The sequence below is a fragment of the Mycobacterium sp. NGS18 genome, assembly GCF_059813185.1.
In genome coordinates, this window is record NZ_JCALEC010000007.1 from 88,529 (window position 1) to 109,555 (window position 21,027).

The window sequence follows — 21,027 nt, forward strand, 5'->3', positions numbered from 1 at the left end:
TACACGTTTGATTTTGCTGCCGGCCGTCGACGTGGTCGGCGGGCGTGCGGTGCGACTGGTGCAGGGCAAGGCCGGCAGCGAGACTGAATACGGGTCGGCGCTCGAAGCCGCGCTGGGCTGGCAGCGCGACGGCGCCGAGTGGATTCACCTCGTCGACCTGGATGCCGCCTTCGGCCGCGGCTCCAACCGTGAGCTGCTCGCCGATGTGGTCGGCCGCCTTGACGTGAAAGTCGAAATGTCCGGCGGTATCCGCGATGACGACTCGCTGGCAGCGGCGCTGGCCACCGGCTGCGCCCGGGTGAACCTGGGCACCGCGGCGTTGGAGAACCCGCAGTGGTGTGCCCGCGCGATCGCCGAGCACGGCGACCGGATCGCGGTCGGCTTGGACGTACAGCTCGACAAGGACAGTCCGGAAGGCGCGTACCGGCTGCGCGGACGCGGCTGGGAGACCGACGGCGGCGAACTGTGGCCGGTGCTGGAACGTCTTGACCGCGAAGGGTGTTCACGCTTCGTGGTCACCGATGTGACCAAGGACGGCACCTTGGGCGGACCCAACCTGGAGCTGCTCGGCGAGGTCGCCGACCGGACCGACGCACCGGTGATCGCCTCCGGCGGGGTGTCCAGCCTCGACGATCTGCGGGCGATCGCCACACTGGTGGACCGCGGAGTCGAGGGCGCGATCGTCGGCAAAGCGCTCTATGCGGGGCGGTTCACCCTGCCCGAGGCGCTGACCGCGGTGCAAGGCTAGGCCCGCGCGTGGCGCTGGACACCGCGGATCTGAACGCCCTGGTCGCCGAGGCGTCGAAAATCCTTGATGTCGCGGCGCAGCCGTTCCTCGAGGGCCACCGCACCGGTTCGGCGGTTCGCAAGGGCGGCAACGACTTCGCCACCGAGGTCGACCTGGCTCTGGAGCGTCAGATCACCGACGACTTGGTGGCGGCGACCGGAATCGGTGTGCACGGCGAAGAATTCGGCGGCCCGCCGATCGATTCGCCGCTGGTGTGGGTGCTGGATCCGATCGACGGCACGTTCAACTACGCCGCGGGATCACCGCTGGCCGCGATCCTGTTGGGTCTGCTGCGCGACGGTGAGCCGGTGGCCGGGCTGACCTGGCTGCCGTTCACCGACCAGCGCTACACCGCGGTGGCAGGCGGCCCGTTGCTGCGCAACGGGGCGGTCCAGCCGGCGCTGGGCCCGACGGTGCTCTCGGAGTCCCAGGTCGGGATCGGCACCTTCAACGTCGAGTGGCGGGGACGCTTCCCGGGCCGCTATCGACTCGCGGTGCTGGAGGGCCTGAGCCGGGTGACTTCGCGGCAGCGGGTGCACGGCGCCACCGGAATCGACCTGGCCTACGTCGCCGACGGTATTCTCGGCGGGGCGCTCAGTTTCGGCGACCACATCTGGGACCACGCCGCCGGTGTCGCGCTGGTGCGCGCGGCCGGGGGCGTCGTCACGGATCTGACCGGCGCGCCGTGGACGTCGCAGTCGCGCTCGGCGCTGGCCGCCGCGCCGGGCGTGCACCGCGAGATCCTCGACATCCTGACCGCGGTCGGCGCCCCGGAGGACTACTGAGATGAGCCAACCCAGCGATGTGGCGGTGCGGGTCATCCCGTGTTTGGACGTCGACGGCGGCCGGGTCGTCAAAGGGGTCAACTTCGCGAACCTGCGCGATGCCGGCGATCCTGTCGAGCTCGCCGCCGCCTACGACGCCGAGGGCGCTGACGAACTGACCTTTCTTGACGTCACGGCGTCGTCGTCGGGGCGGGCGACCATGCTGGAGGTGGTCGCCCGCACCGCGGACCAAGTGTTCATCCCGCTCACCGTCGGTGGTGGGGTGCGCACCGTCGCCGACGTCGACGTGCTGCTGCGCGCCGGCGCCGACAAGGTGTCGGTGAACACCGCCGCGATCGCCCGCCCCGAGCTGCTGGCCGAGCTGGCCCTCCAGTTCGGCTCCCAGTGCATCGTGCTGTCGGTCGACGCCCGCACGGTGCCAACCGGATCGGCGCCGACCCCGTCCGGATGGGAGGTCACCACCCACGGCGGCCGGCGCGGCACCGGAATCGACGCCGTCGAGTGGGCGGTCCGCGGTGTCGAACTGGGCGTCGGGGAGATCCTGCTGAACTCGATGGACGCCGACGGCACCAAGGCCGGCTTCGACCTGCCGATGTTGCGCGCGGTGCGGGCGGCGGTGAGCGTGCCGGTGATCGCCAGCGGGGGAGCCGGCGCGACCGAGCATTTCGCCCCGGCGGTCGATGCGGGTGCCGATGCGGTGCTGGCGGCCAGCGTCTTTCATTTCCGCGAGTTGACGATCGGGCAGGTCAAAGCGGCGATGGCGGCCGAAGGGATCATTGTGCGATGACACTCGAGCCGGCGATAGCCGCCCGTTTGAAACGCAACGCCGACGGCTTGATCGCTGCGGTCGCGCAGGAGCGGGGCAGCGGCGACGTGCTGATGGTCGCCTGGATGGACGACGATGCCCTGGCGCGCACCCTGGAAACCCGTGAGGCGACGTACTTTTCGCGCTCGCGGGGGCAGCAGTGGGTCAAGGGCGCGACATCCGGACATACCCAACACGTGCACTCGGTGCGGTTGGACTGCGACGGTGACACCGTGCTGCTGGAGGTCGATCAGACCGGCGGGGCCTGCCACACCGGCGACCACAGTTGCTTCGACTCCGACGTGTTGCTGCCTCCCGCGGATTGATTCCCTGACCGGGCCCGAGCGGTATGCTGGCCGATTGTGAACTCCGACGAACCGGACGACTCGTACCCGTTGGACTACCCGGGTTTGGAGTTGGAGCGGGTTTCCCAGCAGATCGACTCCCACTACGCCCGGGGCACGGTCAGCGACAGCGAGGCGCACCTGCCGCGCGCGGGAGCACGGATTATCGCGCTCACCAAGCAGCTGAGCGAGTCGCAGGCGACCCTGGAGTCGACGTCCGTGCAGTTCAACGAGTTGGCGTCGGCCATCCCCGGTGACATCGTGGATCTCAGTGATCGGCTCTCCGGAATTCTCAACGGCGCCATGGCCGAAGCCGAGGACATTCGGACGGAGGCGCAGCGATTCGCCGACGAATTGCGCAGTGCTGCCGAAAAGGAAGCCGGGGCGATTCTCGATGACGCCGAGGCGCAGCGCCGAGAAGCGGCCGAACTGCGGGCCGAGCTGGAGGCCCAGCACAAGCAACTTCGGGTTCATGCCGCCCAATTGCGGCGGCAGGCCGTGATGAGCGCCGCGGAGATCATGAAGGAAGCCGAGAACCACGCCTCGGAGATATTGACCGAAATGAACAACGCGATCAATACGCATGTCGCCGATGCGCAGCTTCGGTTGACCGAGCTCATGGATGCCCGCGCGAAAATCGTCAATCAGATTCAGCGTTCGACCACCGGGGTGAAACGTGAATCCCTCGCCCCGGCCAAAGAGTCCTGGTTTCGCGAAAATCGTCCGCGCTGACTTATGTCAGCCCTGTTAATGCGAGCCGGTGACACGCCCACGCAGGTCTGGTACGCTGCGTCGCACGGCAACTGGCCGGTCCATTTGGCCTCGCGCACAAGCCAACTCAGTCGAGCAGCTGGTTGCCCCCCGAAACCCGCAGACCGAACCAGTCAGGTGCTAGGAGTAAATCGGTGGCCCTAGAGATTCCGGAATTCGAAACGCAGATGCGCGGTTTCGACCGCAATGAGGTGTCCGACTACATCGCGCGCCTGCATCATGAAATCGAGATCCTGCAGGATCGAACGAAATCTCTCGACGCGGTCAAGGCGCAGACGCGATTTGATCGCGAACAACTGACCGCCGAGGTCACGCGACTGCAAAACGACATTGTGCGGATGACCGCCGAGGCTGATTCCGAGCGTCAGCGCCTCACCGCTGAGCTGGCCGAACTGCGGTCCCAATTCGAGCAGGTCACCGGTCCGGTCGATTCGGTGGAGGGCATGTCGGATCGGATCGCACGGATGATGCGGATCGCCTCCGAGGAAGCGCGGCGCACCAAGGAACTGGCCCGCCAGGACGCGGAGGCGCTGACCGCAGAACTGCGCGAGCAGTTGGAGGCCGCCCGCCAGGACCGGTCCGCCGCCAGTGAGGCGCTGGCGGAGTTCCAGGCTTCCACCAATGTGCGCCGGGCGAAGATCCTCGAAACCGCGACGGCCGAAGCGGAGGAGATCCTGCGGATCGCCCATGAGGAACGCAGCCGGATCGCGCAGGAGATCGAGGACGCCGAACGCAGCCGCCGCGAGGTCTACCAGCGCCTCGCTGAGGAAGACGAGCGCAACCGCCGGGCGGCGCAGGAAGCGCTCGACGAGCAGATCAAGCTGGCCTGGGAGGAGGACGAGCGCAACCGCCGCGAGGCGCAGCGCCGGCTGGACCAGAAGATGCAGGCGGCCTGGGAACAGGCCGAGGCGAACATCGCCAAGCTCGACAAGGAAGCCCGCCTGGAGGCCTCCACGCTGATCAGCACCACCAAACGCGAGTCCAAGCTGCTCACCGAGCGCACCCAGGCCGAAGTGGATCTATTGGTGCGGGAGCGCTCCGGGATCGTCACCCACCTCAACGAGATCCGGAACTGGATCGACACCGCCGTCGGCGACAGCCGCCAGGTGGCCGAGGATGCTCCCGCCCAGGACGACGCGGCAGCGGAAGACGGCGCCGAGAATTAGGCCGAGGAGCGGGCCCGCAGCAGCTCCAGCGCCTTGTCGGCGTGGGTGTCCATGGAGAACTCGCTGGCGATCACGTCGAGCACCTTGCGGTCGGTGTCGATGACGAAGGTGGTGCGCTTGACCGGCATCAACTTGCCGAGCAACCCGCGTTTGACCCCGAACTGGGCGGCCACCGTGCCCTCGGTGTCCGACAGCAGCGGGTAGTCGAAGCCCTGCTGGTCGGCGAACTTGGCCTGCTTGGCCACCGGATCGGCGCTGATGCCCGCCCGCTGTGCCCCGACCGCGGCGAACTCGCCGGCCAGGTCACGGAAGTGGCAGGCCTCCTTGGTGCAGCCCGGCGTCATCGCCGCCGGATAGAAGAACAGCACCACCGGCCCGTCGGCCAGCAATGCGCTGAGCTTGCGCGGTGTTCCGGTCTGGTCGGGCAGTTCGAAATCGGCCACGGTGTCGCCTGTTTTCATGGCCGCAAGGCTACTCCTGACTCCACATGCGGGTCTGGGAAGATGGGCGGGTGCAAACGACCCACGCCGGCACCGCATCGCGCGAGGATTTCCGGGCCCTGGCCGCCGAGCACCGGGTAGTCCCGGTGACCCGCAAGGTGCTCGCCGACGCCGAGACGCCGCTGTCGGCCTACCGCAAGCTGGCCGCCAACCGGCCGGGCACGTTCTTGCTGGAGTCGGCCGAGAACGGGCGGTCCTGGTCGCGCTGGTCGTTCATCGGTGCCGGAACTTCCTCGGCGCTGACGGTGCGCGACGGCGAAGCGGGGTGGCTGGGCGCGGCCCCGCAGGGTGCCCCCACCGGCGGCGACCCGTTGCAGGCCCTGCGCGAGACCCTGGCGCTGCTGGAAACGGCCCACCTGCCCGGCCTGCCGCCGCTGTCGAGCGGCCTGGTGGGGTTCTTCGCCTACGACATGGTGCGCCGGTTGGAGCGGCTTCCCGAGCTGGCGAAAGACGACCTGCGATTGCCCGACATGTTGCTGCTGCTGGCCACCGACATGGCCGCTGTCGACCACCACGAGGGCACCATCACGCTGATCGCCAACGCGGTCAACTGGAACGGCACCGACGAACGGGTCGACGAGGCCTACGACGACGCGATCGCCCGCCTCGATGTGATGACCGCGGCGCTGAGTCAGCCGCTGGAGTCCAGTGTCGCGACCTTCGACCGTCCCGAGCCGGTCTACCGAAGGCAGCGCACCGCCGAGGAGTACGGGGCGATCGTCGAGCGGCTGGTCGGGGAGATCGAGGCCGGCGAGGCGTTCCAGGTGGTGCCGTCGCAGCGTTTCGAGATGGACACCGACGTCGACCCCATTGACGTCTACCGGATGCTGCGGGTATCCAATCCGAGCCCGTACATGTATCTGCTGCAGGTCCCCGATGACGATGGGGGACTGGCCTTTTCGATCGTCGGCTCCAGCCCCGAGGCGTTGGTGACGGTCCAGGACGGTCGCGCGACCACCCACCCGATCGCCGGAACCCGGTGGCGCGGTGCGACCGAGGAGGAAGACCTGCTGCTGGAGAAGGACCTGCTCAATGACGACAAGGAGCGCGCCGAGCACCTGATGCTCGTCGACCTCGGCCGCAACGACTTGGGCCGGGTATGCGTTCCGGGCACGGTGCGGGTGGCCGACTACAGCCACATCGAGCGCTACAGCCACGTCATGCACCTGGTGTCCACGGTCACCGGATTGCTCGCCGAGGACCGCACCGCACTGGACGCGGTGACCGCGTGCTTCCCGGCCGGCACCCTGTCCGGTGCGCCCAAGGTCCGCGCGATGGAGCTGATCGAGGAGGTCGAGAAGACCCGACGCGGCCTGTACGGCGGCGTCGTCGGCTATCTGGATTTCGCCGGCAACGCCGACTTCGCGATCGCGATCCGCACCGCCCTGCTCGCCGGCGGCACCGCCTACGTGCAGGCCGGCGGCGGGGTGGTGGCCGACTCCAACGGCCCCTATGAGTACACCGAGGCCTCGAACAAGGCCCGCGCGGTGCTGGCTGCGATCGCCGCCGCCGAAACACTGACCGCGCCCGGGACCGATGGCTGAGGGTCGGGCCCGTCGTGCCACCGTCGCGCTGCGGGTGGCGCAACTGCTGCTGGTGCTGGCCGCCGGCGGCCTGTGGGGTGCCTCCCGGCTGCCCTGGGTGCTGATCCGCTCGTTCGACGGGCTGGGGCAGCCCAAGGAGGTCGCGGTCACCGGTGCGTCGTGGTCGACGGCGCTGGTGCCCCTGGCGCTGCTCTGCCTGGCCGCCGCCGTCGCCGCGGTGGCGGTGCGGGGCTGGCCGCTGCGGGCGCTGGCGGTGCTGATGGCCGCGGTGAGCCTGGCGTCCGGTTATCTGGCCGTGAGCATGTGGGTGGTGCGCGACATCGCGCTGCGTGCCCTCGACATCGCCGAAATCCCGCTGACCTCGCTGCTGGGGACCGACCGCCGGCTGGCCGGTGCGGTGCTGAGCCTGCTCGCCGCGCTGTGCGTGCTGGCCGCTGCCGTGCTCCTGATGCGCACGGCCGCGCACGGCTCCGGCGGTGACGCGAAATATGCGGCGCCGGCGGCGCGCCGGGAGGCTGTCCGGGGCCGCGCTGGTGGCGCTGAGGGCCAGGAGATGTCGGAACGGTCGATGTGGGATGCACTTGACGAGGGCTCTGACCCGACCAGTGATCCACCCGATGACGCGCCCGGCCCGGCCGCCGAGGGCCGGTGACATCGCGGGTGGTGACGGTAGCTACCCTTCGATGAAGGTCTTCGACGGAACGTGCGAGAGGAACCGGCAGACATGAGTTCGGCAACCGTGCTCGACTCCATCATCGAAGGAGTCTGCGCCGACGTTGCCGCCCGGGAGGCCGTCGTCAGCCTGGCGCAAGTCAAGGCGGCAGCCGAGGCCATGCCCGCGCCGCGGGACGTCATGGCGGCACTGCGAGAGCCCGGCATCGCGGTGATCGCCGAGGTCAAGCGCGCCAGCCCGTCGAAGGGCCAACTGGCCGCCATCGCCGACCCGGCCGAACTCGCCTGCGCCTACGCCGAAGGCGGTGCCCGCGCGATCAGTGTGCTGACCGAACAGCGCCGGTTCAACGGCTCGCTGGCCGACCTGGACGCGGTGCGCGCCGCGGTGTCGGTGCCGGTGCTGCGCAAGGACTTCATCGTGCGGCCCTACCAGATTCACGAAGCACGCGCCCATGGCGCGGACATGCTGTTGCTGATCGTGGCGGCGCTCGAACAGCAGGCCCTGGTCTCGATGCTCGACCGCACCGAGTCCCTCGGGATGACCGCCCTGGTGGAGGTGCACACCGAGGAAGAGGCCGACCGGGCCCTGACCGCCGGCGCCAAGGTGATCGGGGTCAACGCCCGCGACTTGCACACGCTGGAGGTCGACCGGGACTGCTTCGCGCGGATCGCGCCGGGCCTGCCCACCGAGGTGGTCAAGATCGCCGAGTCCGGAGTTCGCGGCACCGCGGACCTGCTGGCCTACGCCGGCGCCGGCGCGGACGCCGTTCTGGTCGGTGAGGGACTGGTCACCAGCGGCGACCCGCGGGCGGCCGTTGCCGATTTGGTCAGTGCGGGTAAGCATCCGTCCTGCCCGAAGTCGGCCCGCTAGATGTCGGACACCGCCCAGCCTCCTCTTCCGCGCGCCAGCGCCGGAGTGGCCGAACCGAGCCGGCACGACCCCGACGCCCGCGGGCACTTCGGCGCCTACGGCGGTCGATACGTCGCCGAGGCGTTGATGGCGGTCATCGAAGAAGTCACCGCCGCCTACGACAAGGTGCGCAATGACCGCGAGTTCCTCGACACTCTCGACAACCTGCAGACGCACTACACCGGCCGGCCCTCACCGCTGTATGAGGCCGAACGCCTCTCCGCCCACGCCGGCGGGGCACGCATCTTCCTCAAACGCGAGGATCTGAACCACACCGGCTCGCACAAGATCAACAACGTGCTCGGTCAGGCGTTGCTGGCGCGGCGCATGGGCAAGACCCGGGTGATCGCCGAGACCGGTGCCGGACAGCACGGGGTGGCCACCGCCACCGCCTGCGCCCTGCTGGGGCTGGAGTGCGTGATCTACATGGGCGCCGTCGACACCCGACGCCAAGCGCTCAACGTGGCCCGGATGCGGTTGCTGGGTGCCGAGGTGGTCTCGGTGGAGTCGGGCTCGCAGACCTTGAAGGACGCTATCAACGAGGCGTTCCGGGACTGGGTGACCAACGCCGATCGCACCTACTACTGCTTCGGCACCGCCGCCGGGCCGCACCCGTTCCCGACCATGGTGCGCGACTTCCAGCGGATCGTCGGCCTGGAGACCCGCACGCAGATCCAGCAGATGGCGGGCCGGCTGCCCGATGCCGTGGTGGCCTGCGTAGGCGGCGGATCGAACGCCATCGGCATCTTCCACGCGTTCCTGGACGACCCGGCGGTGCGGCTGATCGGATACGAAGCCGGCGGCGACGGCGTGGCCACCGGCCGGCACGCCGCGACGTTCACCGGCGGATCCCCGGGCGCGTTCCAGGGGTCGTTCTCCTACCTGCTGCAAGACGAAGACGGTCAGACCATCGAATCCCATTCGATCTCGGCGGGGCTGGACTACCCCGGCGTCGGCCCGGAGCACGCCTGGCTGCGCGAGACGGGGCGAGCCGAGTACCGGCCGATCACCGATACCGAGGCGATGGAGGCATTCGGAATACTCTGCCGCACTGAGGGAATCATCCCGGCGATCGAATCCGCGCACGCGGTGGCCGGTGCGCTGCAGCTGGCCGCCGAGCTGGGCCCGGGCAAAATCGTCGTGGCGAACCTGTCCGGGCGCGGCGACAAGGACGTCGAGACCGCCGCCAAGTGGTTCGGCCTGCTCGACGACGAGAGCGGTCAGGCATGAGCGGTCACGCCGGCGACCGGCTGGCCTCGATGTTCGCCGCGTGCCGCGACGAGGGCCGCGCCGCCCTGATCGGCTACCTGCCGACCGGCTACCCGGACGTGCCGGGCTCCATCGCCGCGATGACCACGCTGGTCGAGGCGGGTTGCGACCTGGTCGAAGTCGGCGTGCCGTACTCCGATCCGGGAATGGACGGCCCGACCGTCGCAGGGGCCGCCGAGGCCGCGCTGCGGGGCGGTGTCCGGGTGCGTGACACCCTGACCGTGGTCGAGGCGATCACCCGCGCCGGCGGCCGCGCGGTGGTGATGACCTACTGGAATCCGGTGCTGCGCTACGGGGTCGACGCATTCGCTCGTGATCTCGCTTCGGCCGGTGGCCTCGGGTTGATCACACCCGACCTGATCATCGACGAGGCCGACGACTGGATGGCCGCCTCCGAGCAGCACGGGCTGGACCGGATCTTCCTGGTGGCACCGTCGTCGACACCGCAGCGACTTGCCGAAACCGCGCATGCCTCAAGCGGATTCGTCTACGCCGCGTCGACAATGGGCGTCACCGGTGCTCGCGACACGGTGTCCAACGCCGCACCGGAACTGGTGCGCCGGGTCCGGGAGGCCTCCGATATTCCCGTCGGGGTGGGGTTGGGGGTGCGGTCTGGGGTGCAGGCCGCCGAGATCGGCGCCTACGCCGACGGCGTCATCGTGGGTTCGGCACTGGTCACCGCACTCACCGATAGCCTGCCCACGCTGCGGTCCTTGACCGAAGAACTTGCTTCTGGTGTGCGTCAGAAGGTTTCGCACGGATGACGTTGAACTGGCTGACCTACTTTCCCAGTCCTGCACGCGGGGTCTGGCATCTGGGCCCGGTGCCCATCCGGGCTTATGCACTGTGCATCATCATCGGGATCGTCATCGCCCTGCTGATCGGGGACCGCCGGTGGCGGGCCCGCGGCGGCGAGCCGGGCGTCATCTATGACATCGCGCTGTGGGCGGTGCCGTTCGGGTTGATCGGTGGACGGCTGTATCACCTGATGACGGACTGGCGAACCTACTTCGGTGAGGGCGGCGTCGGATGGGAGGCCACGCCACGTATCTGGGACGGCGGTCTGGGCATCTGGGGTGCGGTGGCGCTCGGCGGTATCGGCGCCTGGATCGGCTGCCGCCGTCGCGGGATCCCGCTGCCGGCCTTCGGCGACGCGGTCGCGCCCGGCATCGTGTTGGCGCAGGCGATCGGGCGCATCGGCAACTACTTCAATCAGGAGCTCTACGGCCGGGAGACGACGCTGCCGTGGGGGCTGGAGATCTTCTGGCGTGAGGACGCTGCCGGGGTACGCGATCCGCACCTGCTCGACGGCGTGTCGACCGGGGAACTGTACAAGATCGTCCAGCCGACTTTCCTGTACGAATTGCTCTGGAACCTCGCGGTATTCGCGGTGCTGATCTACGCCGACCGGCGGTTCCGGATGGGGCACGGCCGGCTGTTCGCGCTGTATGTCGCCGGTTACTGCATCGGGCGCTTCGGCATCGAATTGCTGCGTGATGATGCGGCCACCCACATCGCCGGCATCCGGGTGAACTCGTTCACCTCGACCTTCGTGTTCATCGGTGCGGTGGTCTACATCCTGCTGGCCACCAAGGGCCGTGAGGATCCGGACGTCATCCGCCGCGCTTGGGAGCAGCAGGGATCCGGGCAGCAGGCGGTGGCGGCCGAGCCGGAGCCGGAAGCCGAAGAGGACTTGGTGGCGCTCGGCGCCGCAAACGGCGTCGGATCGGTGGTCCGGGTGCCGAAAAGGCTTATGGGCGAAAGCGAAACCGTGGTGGAGGACGGCGGAGCTGACGACGCTGTCGCCGAAGACGCCGAGATCACCGAAGACATCGAAGACATCAAAGACGCTGAAGACGTCGAAGTCTTCGAGGTCGAGGCCGAAGCCGACGAGAACGCCGACGTCGAAGCCGACGAAGACATCGAAGCTGTCCAGGACAGCGGCACCGACGAGGTCGACGAACCCGAGGCGCTATCGGACGAAGACGCTGAGCCCGAGCCGCTATCCGACGACGAGGCCGAAACCGACGAAGACGCTGAACTCGAGCCTGAAACCGACGACGAAGACGCCGAATCGGAGCCCGAGCCCGAAGCCGAGCCCGAGGTCGAGGTAAACGACGGGTCAGACGAGGACTCCGAAGCCGAACCGGACGCCGTCGACGACGCTGACCAGCGCTGATAGCGGCCCGCGCGGCCCTGCCGGCATTTCTGGCATGCTCGCAGACATGACCGACCCATCATGGTCACAAGGCAATTGGCAGCAGCCGTACCAGCAACCGCCACCAGGCTATCCGCCCCCGTATCCGGGCCATCCGGACATGTGGGCGCCCTACGGCCGCCATCCGGTGACCGGGCAGCCCTACTCGGACAAGTCGAAAGTCACCGCGGCCCTGCTGCAGCTGCTCGGGTTCTTCGGCTTCCTCGGGTTCGGCCGGATGTACCTGGGCCAGGTCGGACTCGGTCTGGTGCAGCTGTTGATCGGTCTGGTGGCCACCGTCACCACCTACGGGATCGGCATCAGTGTGCCGGCTATCTGGGGCATCATCGAGGCGATCCTCATGCTGAGCGGGCGGGTACATGACAAGCACGGCCGAAAGCTGCGCGACGCTACCTAACCCGTTGGCGCCAACCGTTCCTGAGGACGACGGCTCAGCCGGCCCGACTATGCTGACGGCGTGAATAGACGCGGCAAGATCGTCTGCACTCTTGGCCCGGCGACCCACTCCGCGGAAATGGTCAGGTCATTGGTCGACGCGGGCATGGATGTGGCCCGTCTGAACTTCAGCCACGGCGACCACGAGGACCACCAAGCCTCCTACGAATGGGTGCGCATCGCCTCGGACGCGACCGGGCGGGCGGTCGGGGTGCTCGCCGATCTGCAGGGGCCCAAGATCCGGCTGGGGCGTTTCGCCGACGGCCCCACTTACTGGGCTAACGGCGAGACGGTGCGGATCACCGTCGCCGACTGCCCCGGCGACCACGACCGGGTTTCGACCACCTATAAACAGCTGGCCGCCGACGCCGCGCCCGGGGACCGGGTCTTGGTCGACGACGGCAAGGTCGGCCTGGTCGTCGAGCACATCGACGGCGAGGACGTGGTGTGCACGGTCACCGAGGGCGGCCCGGTCAGCAACCACAAGGGCATGTCCCTGCCGGGCATGAAGGTCTCGGCGCCCGCGCTGTCGGAAAAGGACATCGAGGACCTGGAATTCGCCCTGACCCTCGGCGTCGACATGGTGGCGCTGTCGTTCGTGCGCTCGCCGTCGGATGTCGAGTTGGTGCACGAGGTGATGGACCGGGTCGGGCGCCGGGTTCCGGTGATCGCCAAGCTGGAGAAGCCCGAGGCGATCGAAGACCTCGAAGCCGTGGTGCTGGCGTTCGACGCGGTGATGGTCGCTCGCGGTGACCTAGGAGTGGAGCTCGCTCTCGAAGAGGTGCCGTTGGTGCAGAAGCGCGCCATCCAGGTGGCGCGGGAGAACGCCCGGCCGGTGATCGTCGCGACCCAGATGCTCGAATCGATGATCGAGAACTTCCGGCCGACCCGGGCCGAGGCGTCCGATGTGGCCAACGCGGTGCTCGACGGCGCCGACGCGGTGATGCTCTCCGGTGAGACCGCCGTGGGCAAGTACGCCCTGGAGGCGGTGCGCACGATGAGCAGGATCGTGTGTGCCGTGGAGGAGAATTCCACCGCCGCACCGCCGTTGAGCCATATCCCACGCACCAAGCGCGGGGTGATCTCCTATGCGGCTCGCGAGATCGGTGAACGACTCGACGCCAAGGCGCTGGTGGCCTTCACCCAGTCCGGTGACACCGTACGGCGGCTGGCCCGGTTGCACACCCCGCTGCCGTTGCTGGCGTTCACCGCGCTGCCCGAAGTCCGTAGTCAACTCGCAATGACTTGGGGCACTGAGACATTCATCGTCCCGCAGATGCAGTCGACCGATGGGATGATCCGTCAGGTCGACAAGGCGCTGCTGAATCTGGGCCGCTATCACCGCGGTGACCTGGTGGTCATCGTCGCGGGCGCCCCGCCCGGTACCGTGGGCTCGACCAACCTGATCCACGTGCACCGGATCGGGGAGGACGACGTCTAGTGCCGGCCGAGTCGAACACCGACTTCGCGGAGCTGTTGGCCGTACTGGATCTCAAGACCCCCCAAGACGACGTGTTCGTCGGATCGCATCCCAGCAAAACTCCGCTGCGCACCTTCGGTGGACAACTGATGGCGCAGTCGTTTGTCGCCGCGAGCCGCACCGTCGCCGCGCACCTGCCGCCCGGCGCGTTGTCCGTCCACTTCATCAACGGCGGGGATCCGGCCCGCGACATCGAGTTCCGGGTGCACCGGCTGCGCGACGAACGCCGGTTCGCCAACCGGCGGGTGGATGCGATGCAGGGCGACACCCTGGTCGCCACCGCGATGGTGTCCTACCTCTCGGGTGGTCGTGGGCTCGAGCACGGCGTGGCAGCGCCGGCGGTCCCCGATCCGGAGACGCTGCCCAGGGTCCGTGAGGTGCTCAAGGGCTACGAGGAAGTGGTGCCCAGCTTCGTCAATGCCCCCCATCCGATCGAGTGGCGGTACACCAATGATCCGGCCTGGGTAATGCGCGACAAGGGCGGGCGGCTCGATCACAATCGGGTCTGGATGAAAGCCGACGGGGTGTTGCCCGAGGACCCGGTGCTGCACACCGCGCTGATGGTGTATTCGTCGGACACCACGGTGCTGGATTCGATCATCACCACCCACGGGCTGTCGTGGGGCTTCGACCGGATCTTCGCGGCCAGCGCCAACCACACCCTGTGGTTTCACCGGCCGGTGCGTTTCGACGACTGGGTGCTGTACGCGACGTCGTCGCCGGTGGCGGCCGATTCGCGCGGGCTGGGTGCCGGGCACTTCTTCGATCGGGCCGGTCAGCTGCTCGCCACCGTCACCCAAGAGGGCGTCTTGAAGTACTTCCCGAGCGCCAAGCGCTAGGCCGGCATCAGCGCCGAGTCCGACGATTCCTGCACCAAGGGTGCTTCGGCGGTGCCGAACTTGTTCTCGAAGTGCTCACGGAAGCGGTCGGTGCACTGTTGCTGGGCGGCGGCATCCGAACCCGCCTTCGTCATGCAGTCGACGTAGTCGCCGCCGCCGGCCGTCCGCCAGATGCCGACGTAGACGAAGATGCAGCCGATTCCAGCGACGACCGCCAGCGCACCGAGGACGATCCCGGCGATGGCGACCCCGCCGTTGTCGGCTTCGCCGCGTTTGGCGCGGCTGTGCCCGAGGAAGCCGAGCACTATCGCGACGATGCCCAGCACAACCCCGCCGATCACCGACAGCGCGGTCACGATCCCGGCGATGGCTACCACCAGGGCAGCGATGCCCATCCCGTTCCGTGGCGCGCTGGGGCCGGGCGGGGGGTAGCCGGGGTACTGCCCGGGCGCCGGGTAGGGGTAGGGGTAGCCGGGCGGGGGATAGCTTCCGCCGGCCGGCGGCCAGGACGGTTGAGATTCAGGCGACAGCGAGGGCATCCCGGACTCGGGCATTGCGCGGACTCCAGATCAGAGCATCAGACAGGTGTCAAACGGGTTAGGACTCAGGGTACCCGCGTTGGCGCTGACGGGTCCCGAAGCTGTCGGGCGGCTAGCTGCCGGACAGCGCCGCGTCGATCTTGCGGGAGGCGGTACGGATCTTGAGGGCGGTGACGATCTCGACGATCCCGATGACGATCAACCACCAGCCGACCACCAGCGCCAGGATCCACAGCGAGGTGAACGGCGCCGCCAGCGTCACCAGCCCGGCCAGCAGGCTGATCACGCCCATGAAGATCTGCCAGCCACGGCCCGGCAGCGCCGGGTCACTGATGCCGGCGACGGTGGTGGCCACCCCGCGGAAGATGAAGCCGACCGCGATCCAGATGGCCAGCAGCAGCACCGCGAGGGCTTCCTCCTCGGAGTGGAAATGCCGGAAACACAGCACGGCCAGGATCACCGACGCGGTACCGCTGAGGAACAACAGCACCCGCCCGCCTGCGGATACGACCGGCAGGCTGAACGCGAAGATCACCTGGGCGACCCCGGTGATCACCAGGTAGATGCCGAACAGCACGGCGGCCGCCAGGATGGTTCGGCCCGGCCAGGCCAGGATCAGCACGCCTAGGGCCAGCGCCAGAACACCGGAGACCAGCGTCGACTTCCACAGATGCGGCAGCAGGCCGGAAGGGGTTGGTTCCATGGCCGAAGTCTGGCACAGATGTCGCGTAGCGGCCGGGGTATCGACCGGACGACCGCGTCAGGCGGCCGGGGCGATCCGCGCGCTGTAGATCTCGGCAAGGAACTGCTCGACGGCCAGCGCGGTGTGCGCTGCCCGGGGCGAGCCGAAGATGTCGAAGGCGTGCTGCGCCACCGGCAGTTCCGCGTAGACGACCGGGTTGGTGCTGACATCGCGCAGCCGGGCGGTGAAAGCACGGGCCTGCTCGACCGGCACCAGCGAGTCGTTACTGCCGTGCAGAACGAAAAACGGTGGCGCGTCAGCGGAGATGTACGTCATCGGGGAGGCGTCGCGGTAGGTGTCGGGGAACTTGCGGCGGCTCTGCTTGAACACGTAGGCACTGAGCGTCGGTGCCAGCAGCGGGTGCAGATCGGTGTCGCCGGTGAAGTCGTAGATGCCGTAGAACGGGATCGCCGCCCGCACGCTGGTGTCGGCATCGGCGAAGCCCGGCTGGAATCGGGGGTCGCCGGCGGTCAGCGCAGTCAGCGCGCACAGGTGTCCGCCCGCCGAACCGCCGGTGATCGCGACCCAGTCCGGGTCGCCGCCGTAGTCGGCGATGTGGGCTTTCGTCCAGGCCAGGGCGCGCTTGACGTCGACGATGTGATCGGGCCAGGTGGAGCGCGGACTGAGCCGGTAGTTGATCGACACGCACACCCAGCCCCGCTCCACCAGGTGAGTCATCAGCGGATGTGCTTGGCCGCGTTTGCTTCCCACCATCCAGGCGCCACCGGGCACCTGCAGCAGCACCGGCGCGCGGCCGTCGCGGGGCAGGTCGCGGTGCCGCCACACGTCGAGGGTGTTGCGGCCGCCGTATTCGCCGTAAGGAATGTCGGCATCGGTGGCGTAGTCGCGGTAGACCCGCATCATGCGCACCAGACCGGGTGCCTTCGCGATTTCGCCGTCCGGGCCTGGCCGCTTCCAGAGGTCAGCGCCGTCGGTGCGCCGGCCCGCGCCGAGTTCGGCGTCCAACGCCGCGGTCAGCGGCCGGTTGGCGGTGCGGCCGGCATGGCTCAGCCCGAGCAGGCCCAACCAGGACAGCACCGACACCAGCCAACTGAACCGTCGTAGCCGCGGCGACAATCGGCGCGAGACCGCCGCCAACGCCGCGGACTGCCCGGCGATCAGTTGCAACGGAAGCTCCGAGGCGAACACCCCGAACGCGAACGCGTACAGCGACGGGTAGCCGTGCTTGGTCAGCGGGCGGTAGCCATTGAGGGTGGTGGCGAGTCCGGCGAGCGAGCCGAACACAGCCAGAAGCCTCGTCATTGCGCTCCTTCGCGTTGGGGGACAACCGTTCGGCACCTTACCGAAACCGGTCGAGTCACCCGGTCAGCGCGCGGGCACCGACAGTGAGCGCGACGCCGGACCGCGCGAGGCCGGCGGGCGCGCACCCACCAGGAACCAGGTGTGCATGACGCCCTTGCCCTTCACGTCGACGTCACCGCGCTCCTCGAACACGAAGTCGCTGCTCAACCGCTGGTAGACGTCCTGCGGCACCTGGATGCGGTTCGGGGCGCCGGTCGACTCCATCCGGGAGGCGAGGTTGACCGCATCCCCCCACACGTCGTAGAAAAAGCGGCGGTTTCCGACCACACCGGCAACGACCGGGCCGGCGGCCAGACCGATCCGCAGCGACACCGGCCGGCCCAGCGGATCGCGCAGGTCGGCGATGGTGTCGGCGATGTCGAGTGCCAGCCGCGCCAGCGCATGCAGGTGATCGGGCCGGGCGTTGGGGACCCCGCTGACCACCATGTAGGAGTCGCCGCTGGTCTTGATCTTCTCCAGTCCGTGCCGCTCGACAAGCCGGTCGAGGCCGGTGTAGAGCTCGTTGAGGAATTCGACCAGTTGGCCCGGGTCGGTCTGACTGGCCCGGCGGGTGAAGTCGGCGATATCGGCGAACAGCACCGAGGCGTCCGGGTAGCTGTCGGCGATCACGTCCACGGCCGGGTTCTTCAGCCGGTCGGCGACAGCCGTGGGCAGGATGTTGGCCAGCAGCGCTTCGGAACGTTCGTACTCGGCCTCCATCGCCGCTTCGGCGTGGCCGATCTCGCGCAGCGCGTACCAGATGGTGGCGACCACCATGAAGCACGCCGAGACCACCACCAGGGCGAAGGACAGATTGCGCAGCCAGTCCGGCTGATCCAGGTTCTGGGCGGGGACCAGCAACTGCAGGGCGATGGTCAGCGCCGCGCCGATGCCGGCCACCACAGCGGCCAGCTTGATCCGATCGACGCCGAGGATGAGCACGCTGATCGATGCCGCGGCCAGGAAGTAGAACTGGATTCCCGAGCCGGTCCCGACCACCCAGCAGATGACGAAGGTCGTCAGGTAGGCGATGCCGACGAACGCCAAGGGTGCGATCAGCTCGCCGTAGTGGTACAGCAGCGGGGTCAGCACAAAGGCGGCGGCGGCGATCAGGTTGAGCGCACCGATCCACCAGTACGTCGGGTCGGCCCAGATCTCGAGAAGTCCGAAGCCCGCACTGATGATCGCGGCCAGCCCGGCGGAGACCTTGAGGATCCGCAGCCGCTGCGACAGCCGCGCCGCGTAATGCCGGGTGCGGGCCGGCATGCAGTGTGGGCTCCGGTAGGGGCTCTGGGCCCCGTCCGGCGCGGCCAGGAACCGCTTGACGGTCACGCTCCACAGCGTAATCCCGTGAGCTGCGCAATCGGAGGCTTCACCGAACAGCTAGGGTCGGCGGCCATGGTGCTGCGTTCGGTTGCGCTGTTCGTGTTGGCCGCGATTGCGGAGATCGGCGGCGCCTGGCTGGTGTGGCAGGGGGTGCGTGAGCATCGCGGCCTGCTGTGGGCCGGAGCAGGGGTGATCGCCTTGGGGCTGTACGGGTTCGTGGCGACCTGGCAGCCCGACGCCCACTTCGGCCGCATCCTGGCCGCCTACGGCGGGGTGTTCGTGGCCGGTTCACTGGTCTGGGGCATGGCCTTCGACGGATTCCGGCCCGATCGCGCCGATGTCCTGGGTGCGCTGATCTGCCTGGCCGGGGTCGCGGTGATCATGTATGCACCGCGCTGACCGGCGGTGATCGTGGTGCCCTCGGTGAGATTCGAACTCACACTGTACGGGTTTTGAATCCGTTTCCTCTGCCAGTTGGGATACGAGGGCTTCCGCGCGGTTTCCTACCCTAGACGATGCCCCACCGGGTTGCCGCCGCCGGCAACCGCGACAGAATGGGGTGATGACTGCGTCGACATCCGAGAGCACCCCGCGCCCTGCCCGCCGGGTCCTGATCGCCGAGGACGAGGCGCTGATCCGGCTGGATCTCGCCGAGATGCTGCGGGAAGAGGGCTACGAGGTGGTCGGTGAGGCCGGCGACGGCCAGGAAGCCGTGGAGCTGGCCGAACTGCTGCGCCCGGACCTGGTGATCCTGGACGTGAAGATGCCGCGGCGCGACGGCATCGACGCGGCCTCCGAGATCGCCGCCAAACGCATCGCGCCGATCGTCATGCTCACCGCGTTCAGCCAGCGCGACCTGGTGGAACGGGCCCGCGACGCCGGGGCGATGGCCTATCTGGTCAAACCCTTCACCCCCGGCGACCTGGTTCCGGCCATCGAGCTGGCGGTCAGCCGGTCCGAGGAGATCACCGCACTGGAACGCGAGGTCAGCACGCTGTCGGAGCAGCTGGCGACCCGCAAGCTCATCGAACGGGCCAAGGGCCTGCTGCAGTCCAAGCAGGGCTTGAGCGAGCCCGAAGCGTTCAAGTGGATTCAGCGCGCGGCGATGGACAAGCGGACCACGATGCGACAGGTGGCCGAGGTGGTGCTGGAAACCCTCGACACGGCGGCGAACCCCCCGGCCTGACCACCGTTGCGGTTGCTCAACGGCTACGCTCGATGACGTGCAGCGCAGAATCATGGGCATCGAGACCGAGTTCGGTGTCACCTGCACCTTTCACGGCCACCGGCGACTATCGCCCGACGAGGTGGCGCGCTACCTGTTTCGCCGAGTGGTGTCCTGGGGGCGCAGTTCGAATGTGTTCCTGCGCAACGGCGCTCGGCTGTACCTGGACGTCGGGAGTCATCCCGAGTACGCCACCGCCGAATGCGACAGCTTGATTCAGCTGGTCACCCACGACCGGGCCGGCGAACGGGTGCTCGAGGACCTGCTGATCGACGCCGAGCAGCGACTGGCCGATGAGGGCATCGGCGGCGACATCTACCTGTTCAAGAACAACACCGACTCGGCCGGCAACTCTTACGGCTGCCACGAGAACTACCTGATCGTGCGGGCCGGGGAGTTCTCCCGGATCTCCGACGTGCTGCTGCCGTTTCTGGTGACCCGCCAGCTGATCTGCGGCGCCGGCAAGGTGCTGCAGACCCCCAAGGCCGCCACCTTCTGCTTGTCGCAACGCGCCGAGCACATCTGGGAGGGCGTGTCGAGCGCGACCACCCGCTCCCGACCGATCATCAACACCCGCGACGAGCCGCATGCCGACGCCGAGAAGTACCGGCGGCTGCACGTCATCGTCGGCGACTCGAACATGTCCGAGACCTCCACCCTGCTCAAGGTGGGCAGCGCGTCGCTGGTGCTGGAGATGATCGAGGCGGGGGTGCCCTTCCGCGACTTCTCCCTCGACAACCCGATCCGGGCGATCCGGGAGGTCAGCCACGACGTCACCGGTCGGCGGCCGGTGCGCCTGGCCGGGGGACGCCAGGCCGGCGCCTTGGACATCCAGCGCGAGTACTACGGGCGGGCCGTGGAGTACGTGCGCACTCGCGCGGCCAGCAGCCCGCAGCTCGAGCAGGTCATCGACCTGTGGGGCCGCCAACTCGACGCCGTCGAATCCCAGGACTTCGCCAAGGTGGACACCGAGATCGACTGGGTGATCAAACGAAAGCTGTTCCAGCGCTACCAGGATCGCTACGACATGGAGCTTTCCGACCCCAAGATCGCCCAGCTGGATCTGGCCTACCACGACATCAAGCGGGGCCGCGGGGTGTTCGATCTGCTGCAGCGCAAGGGCTTGGCCGCCCGGGTCACCACCGACGAAGAGGTCGACGCGGCCGTCGACACCCCGCCGCAGACCACCCGGGCCAAGCTGCGCGGCGAATTCATCAGTGCCGCACAGGCCGCCGGCCGTGACTTCACCGTCGACTGGGTGCACCTCAAGCTCAACGACCAGGCCCAGCGCACCGTGTTGTGCAAGGACCCGTTCCGCTCGGTCGACGAACGGGTCAAGCGGCTGATCGCCAGCATGTAGCGCTTATC

Annotated in this window: 23 protein-coding genes and 1 tRNA gene; 18 read left to right on the forward strand and 6 right to left on the reverse strand. The window is 68.4% G+C overall.

Annotated elements, in window-relative coordinates; genetic code table 11:
• Window positions 1-7: 7 nt before the first annotated feature.
• The 6 genes from priA (at window position 8) to AC5Y31_RS14740 (ending at window position 4,658) form a co-directional block, all read left to right on the forward strand.
• Window positions 8-748: a bifunctional 1-(5-phosphoribosyl)-5-((5-phosphoribosylamino)methylideneamino)imidazole-4-carboxamide isomerase/phosphoribosylanthranilate isomerase PriA gene (priA, locus tag AC5Y31_RS14715; protein WP_082966631.1), complete on the forward strand. Its 741-nt coding sequence runs from the start codon at window positions 8-10 to the stop codon at window positions 746-748.
• Between the two features lie 8 nt (window positions 749-756).
• A complete protein-coding gene (locus tag AC5Y31_RS14720) occupies window positions 757-1,572 on the forward strand; it encodes an inositol monophosphatase family protein (protein WP_499981169.1) in 816 nt (271 codons plus the stop codon).
• A 1-nt stretch (window position 1,573) separates the two neighbouring features.
• Window positions 1,574-2,359, forward strand: coding sequence for an imidazole glycerol phosphate synthase subunit HisF (gene hisF, locus AC5Y31_RS14725; RefSeq protein WP_065026552.1), 786 nt, complete (start codon window positions 1,574-1,576; stop codon window positions 2,357-2,359).
• Window positions 2,356-2,703, forward strand: coding sequence for a phosphoribosyl-AMP cyclohydrolase (gene hisI / locus AC5Y31_RS14730; protein ID WP_499981171.1), 348 nt, complete (start codon window positions 2,356-2,358; stop codon window positions 2,701-2,703). Before hisF ends, hisI begins: the two co-directional genes overlap by 4 nt.
• Window positions 2,704-2,739: 36 nt before the next feature.
• Complete coding sequence (locus tag AC5Y31_RS14735) at window positions 2,740-3,453, forward strand: V-type ATP synthase subunit E family protein (protein ID WP_065026550.1); 714 nt, start codon at window positions 2,740-2,742, stop codon at window positions 3,451-3,453.
• Between the two features lie 173 nt (window positions 3,454-3,626).
• Window positions 3,627-4,658: a hypothetical protein gene (locus AC5Y31_RS14740; protein ID WP_499981173.1), complete on the forward strand. Its 1,032-nt coding sequence runs from the start codon at window positions 3,627-3,629 to the stop codon at window positions 4,656-4,658.
• Here the strand turns inward: AC5Y31_RS14740 and AC5Y31_RS14745 are convergent.
• Entirely contained in the window at window positions 4,655-5,119 is a 465-nt protein-coding gene (locus AC5Y31_RS14745; RefSeq protein ID WP_499981175.1) for a peroxiredoxin, read from the reverse strand. The two genes, AC5Y31_RS14740 and AC5Y31_RS14745, sit on opposite strands and share 4 nt — an antisense overlap.
• 26 nt (window positions 5,120-5,145) lie before the next feature.
• Here AC5Y31_RS14745 and AC5Y31_RS14750 point away from each other — a divergent pair, with 26 nt between their 5' ends.
• The 9 genes from AC5Y31_RS14750 to AC5Y31_RS14790 all read left to right on the forward strand — a co-directional run bounded on the left by AC5Y31_RS14750 (window position 5,146) and on the right by AC5Y31_RS14790 (window position 14,525).
• Complete coding sequence (locus AC5Y31_RS14750; protein ID WP_301635537.1) at window positions 5,146-6,702, forward strand: anthranilate synthase component I; 1,557 nt, start codon at window positions 5,146-5,148, stop codon at window positions 6,700-6,702.
• Window positions 6,695-7,354: a TIGR02234 family membrane protein gene (locus tag AC5Y31_RS14755; protein WP_499981178.1), complete on the forward strand. Its 660-nt coding sequence runs from the start codon at window positions 6,695-6,697 to the stop codon at window positions 7,352-7,354. Before AC5Y31_RS14750 ends, AC5Y31_RS14755 begins: the two co-directional genes overlap by 8 nt.
• A 72-nt stretch (window positions 7,355-7,426) precedes the next feature.
• A complete protein-coding gene (gene trpC, locus AC5Y31_RS14760) occupies window positions 7,427-8,245 on the forward strand; it encodes an indole-3-glycerol phosphate synthase TrpC (RefSeq protein ID WP_065026546.1) in 819 nt (272 codons plus the stop codon).
• Window positions 8,246-9,514 carry a tryptophan synthase subunit beta gene (gene trpB, locus AC5Y31_RS14765; RefSeq protein ID WP_499981179.1) on the forward strand — a complete coding sequence of 423 codons (1,269 nt, stop codon included), beginning with the start codon at window positions 8,246-8,248 and terminating at the stop codon, window positions 9,512-9,514.
• The gene (trpA, locus tag AC5Y31_RS14770) at window positions 9,511-10,317 is read left to right on the forward strand and encodes a tryptophan synthase subunit alpha (protein ID WP_499981181.1); all 807 of its coding nucleotides are present in this window, start codon (window positions 9,511-9,513) and stop codon (window positions 10,315-10,317) included. The genes trpB and trpA overlap by 4 nt, the downstream gene beginning before the upstream one ends.
• Window positions 10,314-11,732, forward strand: coding sequence for a prolipoprotein diacylglyceryl transferase (gene lgt / locus AC5Y31_RS14775; protein ID WP_499981182.1), 1,419 nt, complete (start codon window positions 10,314-10,316; stop codon window positions 11,730-11,732). Before trpA ends, lgt begins: the two co-directional genes overlap by 4 nt.
• Before the next feature lie 34 nt (window positions 11,733-11,766).
• On the forward strand, window positions 11,767-12,168 hold the full coding sequence (locus tag AC5Y31_RS14780) for an NINE protein (RefSeq protein ID WP_082966629.1): 402 nt from the start codon (window positions 11,767-11,769) through the stop codon (window positions 12,166-12,168).
• Window positions 12,169-12,228: 60 nt separating this feature from the next.
• A complete protein-coding gene (gene pyk / locus AC5Y31_RS14785) occupies window positions 12,229-13,647 on the forward strand; it encodes a pyruvate kinase (RefSeq protein WP_499981185.1) in 1,419 nt (472 codons plus the stop codon).
• The gene (locus tag AC5Y31_RS14790) at window positions 13,647-14,525 is read left to right on the forward strand and encodes an acyl-CoA thioesterase II (RefSeq protein ID WP_065026542.1); all 879 of its coding nucleotides are present in this window, start codon (window positions 13,647-13,649) and stop codon (window positions 14,523-14,525) included. Before pyk ends, AC5Y31_RS14790 begins: the two co-directional genes overlap by 1 nt.
• On the opposite strand, the gene AC5Y31_RS14795 is transcribed toward AC5Y31_RS14790, so the two are convergent.
• From AC5Y31_RS14795 to AC5Y31_RS14810, 4 genes are all read right to left on the reverse strand, one after another.
• Window positions 14,522-15,079: a DUF4190 domain-containing protein gene (locus AC5Y31_RS14795; protein WP_499981186.1), complete on the reverse strand. Its 558-nt coding sequence runs from the start codon at window positions 15,077-15,079 to the stop codon at window positions 14,522-14,524. The genes AC5Y31_RS14790 and AC5Y31_RS14795 overlap by 4 nt on opposite strands.
• Window positions 15,080-15,176: 97 nt before the next feature.
• Window positions 15,177-15,785, reverse strand: coding sequence for an HdeD family acid-resistance protein (locus tag AC5Y31_RS14800; protein ID WP_499981402.1), 609 nt, complete (start codon window positions 15,783-15,785; stop codon window positions 15,177-15,179).
• A gap of 39 nt (window positions 15,786-15,824) precedes the next feature.
• The gene (locus tag AC5Y31_RS14805; protein ID WP_065026539.1) at window positions 15,825-17,069 is read right to left on the reverse strand and encodes an alpha/beta hydrolase; all 1,245 of its coding nucleotides are present in this window, start codon (window positions 17,067-17,069) and stop codon (window positions 15,825-15,827) included.
• Between the two features lie 63 nt (window positions 17,070-17,132).
• Window positions 17,133-18,440, reverse strand: a complete 1,308-nt coding sequence (locus AC5Y31_RS14810; RefSeq protein WP_499981188.1) for an adenylate/guanylate cyclase domain-containing protein — start codon at window positions 18,438-18,440, stop codon at window positions 17,133-17,135.
• A 66-nt stretch (window positions 18,441-18,506) separates the two neighbouring features.
• Here AC5Y31_RS14810 and AC5Y31_RS14815 point away from each other — a divergent pair, with 66 nt between their 5' ends.
• Window positions 18,507-18,833: a YnfA family protein gene (locus AC5Y31_RS14815; protein WP_065026538.1), complete on the forward strand. Its 327-nt coding sequence runs from the start codon at window positions 18,507-18,509 to the stop codon at window positions 18,831-18,833.
• Window positions 18,834-18,846: 13 nt separating this feature from the next.
• Here the strand turns inward: AC5Y31_RS14815 and AC5Y31_RS14820 are convergent.
• Window positions 18,847-18,923 (reverse strand) — tRNA-Leu (locus tag AC5Y31_RS14820).
• 73 nt (window positions 18,924-18,996) lie between these two features.
• Here AC5Y31_RS14820 and AC5Y31_RS14825 point away from each other — a divergent pair.
• Window positions 18,997-19,620, forward strand: coding sequence for an ANTAR domain-containing response regulator (locus AC5Y31_RS14825; RefSeq protein WP_065026537.1), 624 nt, complete (start codon window positions 18,997-18,999; stop codon window positions 19,618-19,620).
• A 37-nt stretch (window positions 19,621-19,657) separates the two neighbouring features.
• Entirely contained in the window at window positions 19,658-21,019 is a 1,362-nt protein-coding gene (gene pafA, locus AC5Y31_RS14830) for a Pup--protein ligase (RefSeq protein WP_109470887.1), read from the forward strand.
• The last annotated feature ends 8 nt before the right edge of the window (window positions 21,020-21,027 follow it).

Bases quoted from the DNA above. Each gene is read 5' to 3' on its own strand.
- hisF (WP_065026552.1), top strand. From the start codon at position 1,574: ATGAGCCAACCCAGCGATGTGGCGGTGCGGGTCATCCCGTGTTTGGAC.
- hisI (WP_499981171.1), top strand. From the start codon at position 2,356: ATGACACTCGAGCCGGCGATAGCCGCCCGTTTGAAACGCAACGCCGAC.
- AC5Y31_RS14745 (WP_499981175.1), bottom strand. From the start codon at position 5,119: ATGAAAACAGGCGACACCGTGGCCGATTTCGAACTGCCCGACCAGACC.
- AC5Y31_RS14750 (WP_301635537.1), top strand. From the start codon at position 5,146: ATGCGGGTCTGGGAAGATGGGCGGGTGCAAACGACCCACGCCGGCACC.
- AC5Y31_RS14755 (WP_499981178.1), top strand. From the start codon at position 6,695: ATGGCTGAGGGTCGGGCCCGTCGTGCCACCGTCGCGCTGCGGGTGGCG.
- trpC (WP_065026546.1), top strand. From the start codon at position 7,427: ATGAGTTCGGCAACCGTGCTCGACTCCATCATCGAAGGAGTCTGCGCC.
- trpB (WP_499981179.1), top strand. From the start codon at position 8,246: ATGTCGGACACCGCCCAGCCTCCTCTTCCGCGCGCCAGCGCCGGAGTG.
- trpA (WP_499981181.1), top strand. From the start codon at position 9,511: ATGAGCGGTCACGCCGGCGACCGGCTGGCCTCGATGTTCGCCGCGTGC.
- lgt (WP_499981182.1), top strand. From the start codon at position 10,314: ATGACGTTGAACTGGCTGACCTACTTTCCCAGTCCTGCACGCGGGGTC.
- AC5Y31_RS14780 (WP_082966629.1), top strand. From the start codon at position 11,767: ATGCTCGCAGACATGACCGACCCATCATGGTCACAAGGCAATTGGCAG.
- AC5Y31_RS14795 (WP_499981186.1), bottom strand. From the start codon at position 15,079: ATGCCCGAGTCCGGGATGCCCTCGCTGTCGCCTGAATCTCAACCGTCC.
- AC5Y31_RS14805 (WP_065026539.1), bottom strand. From the start codon at position 17,069: ATGACGAGGCTTCTGGCTGTGTTCGGCTCGCTCGCCGGACTCGCCACC.
- AC5Y31_RS14815 (WP_065026538.1), top strand. From the start codon at position 18,507: ATGGTGCTGCGTTCGGTTGCGCTGTTCGTGTTGGCCGCGATTGCGGAG.
- AC5Y31_RS14825 (WP_065026537.1), top strand. From the start codon at position 18,997: ATGACTGCGTCGACATCCGAGAGCACCCCGCGCCCTGCCCGCCGGGTC.